Genomic DNA, 5,382 nt, shown 5'->3' with positions numbered 1-5,382 from the left:
GGTTTTGCCGGTGACGGCTGCCATGTCCAGGACGCAGATGTTTGGTTCGGACAGGGTGTAGCGGAAGATGTCGGGGAGGGGGAAGGTTCTGGTTCCCCGAAAGGCTTCCTGTTTCGGCAGGCGGCGTTTCCTTGCGGGAATGCGGTAGAGGCGCTCCCCTCCGGCTTCCAGATCAATGGTGAGATGGATTTGGCCGTTGATCACCTGGTATTCGGGTTCGGTGATTTTGCCGGTACGGGGATCCCATTGTTCCAGGTATTTTCCGGTCCCCAGACAGAGGGCTGCGTTGGCGCGGCCTTTTTTCCGATCCGTATTTAAGAGCAGGATCATGCGGCCGCCTTCTGTCCGGTAGGAGCGGGCGAACAGCAGGGAGGCGTCTTCGGTATCTATTTTTATTTCCCGGCCGTTTGCGCAGGCTTCTGTCAGCGCTTTTTCCTCCAGCGGGATGGTGGTGCAGGCGGAGGCTAGGGCTTTGACCTCCCCGGAGGGGAGAGCATCCACGAAGGCTGGGGGATTTCCTGCAAAAATCAGGGCGCCTCCCTGGGCGGCATAGTCTGTCAGGAGCCGTAGGGTGCTGCTGCGCAGGGTATCCACGCCGGCGACCAGGACTTTGCCATAGGTGCAGCTTCCGATGTGGAGGGTTCCGTTTTCCGCGTGTGCGTGGCGGGCCATGATATCTTCTTCCCCGTAGTCGAAGTCGATGCGGTTTCCGGTGAGCATGTGGAAGACGGAGGCATATTGCTCTTCCAGACGCCGTATTTCGGGATCGGTTCCCGTAAGGCCGTCAAAAGCGCCGCTGTAGGCTCTGGCCCATACGCTTTCGATAGGGCTGATGACCAGCAGGGCGGCATCCGCTTTTGCTCCGTGCAGGGCGGCGTGGATTCTGGAAAAATAGTCCTCCAGGTAGTGGTATTCGGGATACCAGGCGGACTGGTGCAGGATGCTGGCGGGATAATCCCGTTTCCCTTCTCCCTTCATGGTGTACCAGGACAGGTGAGGGCAGCGCAGGTTGACGCCAAACAGCGCCTGCCAGTCGCCGATATTTTTGTAGGCTTCAAAATCCATCTGCCAGCCGGTGCAGCCGTAAAGCTCGGAGAGAACCCATTTTTTATCCAGCTGTCTTGCCACGGAATCCACCTGTTTTGCGGCCCAGTAGCATTGATTGTTTTCAGCAAGAATGTCTATGCCGGGGTAGTCCATATATTCATAGAAGCGCATGAGGGAGCCCTGCATGATGGCCTGGCAGCAGAGGGAATCCTCGTGTAGTACGTGGCCGGTAAAAATGAGATGGTTTTCCCGGCACCAGTCAGAGATCGGCCGGGCGAAGCATTCCAGGAACAGCTGCTGGCAGAGTTCGAAATAGTCTCTTTTTACCCGGGACAGTTCCTTTTCTTCTCTGCGGAGGAATAGTTCGGGGAGATTTTCCAGCAGGCTGTAGCCGAAGCGTTTTTCAAATTCTTCGAAAAGGCCGGGGGTGTAGGGGGCGGCGTTTACCTCTCCTTCCGCGAAGCTGGTGAAAACACCTCCGCGGTGGGGCTCGTCCGTAAAAATCCCCTGGATTTTTGTGCCCAGCTTGTCTCCGCAGTGCTCCCGGTATTTTTCATGGGTGCTTTCGAGGTATTTGTCAATAGCCTCCCGGTTCATGGTGTTCACGTAGCAGTAGCCGTTGTAGTTGTCATTGCAGGCGGAGTAACGGGTTCGGAATTCCACAGCCGTTTCGCCCTCCTGCAGGGGCTCCCCCTCAGAAAGGCGGCGTTTGGAGGAAAAAATACCATCCTTGATGCGGCAGGCAAAAACAGCGGCTGTATCCGCGGTGCGCAGGGAATCCTTCCAGTCCTGCGGGGAAAACTGATTCATTTCCAGGAACATGGCCCGGTATCGCGGCTCCCTGGTCACCATGCCGCCCGCGCTTCCCGAGGGCCAGCGGTCTTCGTCATAAAGCCAGGTTTCCAGGCCTTTTTTGTTTCCATAGTCCGCGCAGCGGTTAATCAGACGAAACCAGTCCTCCCCCAGGTATTCCGTTTCCAGTCCGGTGCGGGAATGCATGAAAAATCCACCGAAGCCCATTCCCTTCATAACATTAATCTGGCGTTTCAGTTCTTTTTCTTCCAGCTTTCCGTTCCATGACCAGAACGGCTTCCCACGGTATTCCCGGGAAGGTTTTTGAAATAATCTTTGTCGTTCCAACAACTTCATGCAATCCTCCTTGTTTTGCGGAGCAAAATGCGAGCCCTAAGCGAGCAGAGGATTTTCCTCCTTATGGTTTCCGCATTGGCGCGTGCCGGTTTACTGCGGAAGACGAAACTTTTGTTATTGTTATTATAAAAACAGCGGAGGCAATGCACAAGGGACAAATTTCAGTTAAAAAAAATGAAAAATGTACGGTGCCAATATGGAGGATGGACAGGGTACAGATTTTATTAAGAAAATATGAAAAATTGCCACTTGCGTATCTGTGAAAACGTATTTAAAATGAGTGCATGTCAGGGGGGCTGGAGTATTTTTCATTGTGAATATATATCAGGGTCTGGGTAATTTCATTATAAATATGTATCAGGGGGCGGTGTTATTTTTTGATAATTTTCCGGGAAAAGCAGCCCTGAAAAATTACATTTGAATGCGCGTTTTGACGCAGGGGGGAGTAAATATGACGGCAGAAAAAAGTTATCTGTGTCCGTTGTTCTGGCAGCATCATGAGGATAAAGAAATTTTGCGCAGGGAACTGCGGCAGATGAAGGAAAACGGGATCGGAGGATTCATTGCGGAGTCCAGGCCGCATCCGGATTACCTGGGCAGCGGCTGGTGGGAGGATATGGAACTCCTTGTGCAGGAGGCAAAGCGGCTGGGGCTTAAGATGTGGATTTTTGATGACGGAAGCTATCCCAGCGGAACGGCAAACGGGCTGATTGGGGAACGGTATCCCCAGTATATGAAAAGATATCTGGCGGTGCAGTATGTGGACGCCATCGGGCCGGCCAGGGAACGGGGAGTCCTCATTGATCAGTGGCTGGAGGACGGGGAACGGTTCCTGTGCGCTGTGGCGGGCCGGCGGCTGGATCACGATGCCAGGTTCTCCATGGATTCCCTGATCGATGTGACCGGTTTTGTGCAGGACGGGATTCTGTACTGGGATATTCCGGAAGGGGAATGGCGGATTTTCATATGCAAGGTGACTGGGAACGGAGGGGAGGAGTGGACGAAGAATTATCTGAATCCGCTGGATCCGGAGGGGACCAGGGCTTTTCTGGATTTGGTATATGAAGAGCATTACAGACATCTGGGCGCAGATTTCGGGGATACCATACAGGGCTTTTTTACGGATGAGCCGCGGTTTGGGAACAGTCCGGGCTATGACAGGCTGTTAGGGGACGATATGGTGCTGCCATGGTCGGAAACGCTGCTTGAGGAACTGGCCGGGGAGGCTGGTTGCGGGGAAGCTTTTTCTGGGAGTTCTTCTTGCGGGGATTCTTTTGGAGGTTTTTTTTCGGACTTTGTCCGGCTGCTTCCGGCGCTTTGGTTTGACTGCGGGGAGAGGACGGCGGATGTCAGATATCGGTATATGGACGTGGTATCCCGGCGGTTCGGAAAGAATTTTATCGGGCAGATGGGAGACTGGTGCCGGGAACACGGTGTGCGGCTGATAGGGCATGTGATTGAGGAAAACGGAAGCCATGCAAGGCTGGGCTATGGGCCGGGTCATTATTTCAGGGCCATGGACGGGATGGATATGGCGGGAATTGATGTGGTCAACAATATCTATCCCGGCAGGAGGGACGGCAGGTTCCTGACGCATTTCAATAATTATGATGCGCAATTTAATCACTGGGGGCTTTCCAAGATGGCCAGCTCCTGTGCCCATCTGGATCCGCGCAAGCGGGGAAACTCTGTCTGCGAGGCTTTTGGGGCCTACGGATGGTCGGAAGGGCTGAAGACGATGAAATGGATTACTGACGCCATGTGCGTCAGGGGGATAAACCATATTATTCCACATGCTTTTTCCCCGATGGAATTTCCGGATCCGGATTGTCCTCCGCATTTTTATGCGGGCGGGAACAACCCTCAGTTCCGGCTGTTTTCCGTGTGGGCGGATTATGCCAACCGGGTGTGCGCACGGCTCTGTGACGGCGTGCACGTGGCCAGTGCGGCCGTGCTGTATCATGGGGAGAGTGAGTGGGGAGGGGCGTGCGATCCCTTTGAAAAGGCGGTGAAGGCGCTGATGCTGCGCCAGATTGACTGTGACGTGGTGCCGGGGGACTGGCTGGTGGACCGGGAGCGCAGCCGCGTGGAGGACGGGCGGCTGAAAATCGCGGAGGAAAGCTTCGGCGCGCTGATCGTTCCTTATGCGCAGTATCTGCCCGGGCAGGTGACAAAACGGCTGCAGGAGCTGGCGGCCCAGGGAATTGTGGTGGTGTTCGCCGGGGATTTTCCAAAGAGAAGCTATCTGGGGGAAAAATTCGAGCCTGTCTGCGGGATGAAGAAGGCGGCTTATGATGAGCTGGCAAGGATGCTTACGGAAATGGATTTGCGGGACATCGAGGTTGAGGACGGGGGAAGCTATGGGGAATATCTTGTCTTTTACCATTACAGACAGGGGGAGAGGGATTCTTATTTCCTGACCAATGAAAGCCTTTTTCAGAAGGTTGAAGCGGAAGTTTGTTTCCGGGACGGACGGCAGGCATGTTTTTACGATCCTATGACGGGGGAGTTTCTGGAAGCACATCAGAGACGGAAAGTGGGGAAGGACGGGGAAAAAACAGTGGTGTCCCTGCTGCTTCGCCCCTATGAATCCGTTTTTGTAGTGTTCGGGGAAACGGGTGTGAAATGCGGGAAGAACCGCCGGATGTATGCCCGAAAAACCGGGGAAGTGGTGGAACTTCCGGCGAAGGGCTGGGAAATCAGCGTGAGTGGACCGCTGGCCTGGCCGGAATTTACCAGGACTGAATATACGGAAACGGGCAGTCTGGCCGCACCGGACAAGCTGCCGGAATTTTCAGGCACCGTCCGTTACCGGATGAAGTTTGAGGCAAGGGCAGGGAGGGCTGTGCTTTCCCTGGGAGAGGCTTACGAGGCTGTACAGGTGTGGGTGAATGGACGGAAGGCGGGAGACGCCATCTGCCCGCCTTATCTGTTTTTTCTGGAGGAAGGGATGCTGCAGGATGGGGAAAATGAACTGGTGGCGGAGGTGACGAATACACTGGCCAAGGCGCATCATGACAATGTTTTTGACCGGTATTGGGTGCAGGAGCCTGCGGGGCTTTTGGGGCCGGTGAAGGTGGAGTATGTGGAAGAGTGACGGATCAGAGCAGAACTGATCCTGAATAAAGGGTTGCAGGAGGAAATGGGGACTATGGGAAAATATGATGTGGCGGCTTATGTCTGGGC

At 54.5% G+C, this 5,382-nt stretch carries 2 protein-coding genes; one reads left to right on the top strand and one right to left on the bottom strand.

All coding sequences use genetic code 11. From position 1 onward, the window contains the following. On the bottom strand, positions 1-2,196 hold a 2,196-nt coding region (locus HMPREF1548_RS22450; RefSeq protein WP_021638925.1), incomplete at its 3' end, for a glycosyl hydrolase family 2 protein. Positions 2,197-2,647: 451 nt separating this feature from the next. Here HMPREF1548_RS22450 and HMPREF1548_RS22445 point away from each other — a divergent pair. Continuing rightward, the gene (locus HMPREF1548_RS22445; protein WP_035323466.1) at positions 2,648-5,293 is read left to right on the top strand and encodes a glycosyl hydrolase; all 2,646 of its coding nucleotides are present in this window, start codon (positions 2,648-2,650) and stop codon (positions 5,291-5,293) included. Positions 5,294-5,382: the final 89 nt, after the last annotated feature.

Origin of the sequence: Clostridium sp. KLE 1755 (genome assembly GCF_000466465.2) — a bacterium.
GTDB lineage: Bacteria > Bacillota > Clostridia > Lachnospirales > Lachnospiraceae > Eisenbergiella > Eisenbergiella porci.
The sequence above is the reverse complement of the archived record's forward strand: the minus strand, read 5'-3'. Positions and strand labels throughout refer to the sequence as shown.

Bases quoted from the DNA above. Each gene is read 5' to 3' on its own strand.
- HMPREF1548_RS22445 (WP_035323466.1), top strand. From the start codon at position 2,648: ATGACGGCAGAAAAAAGTTATCTGTGTCCGTTGTTCTGGCAGCATCAT.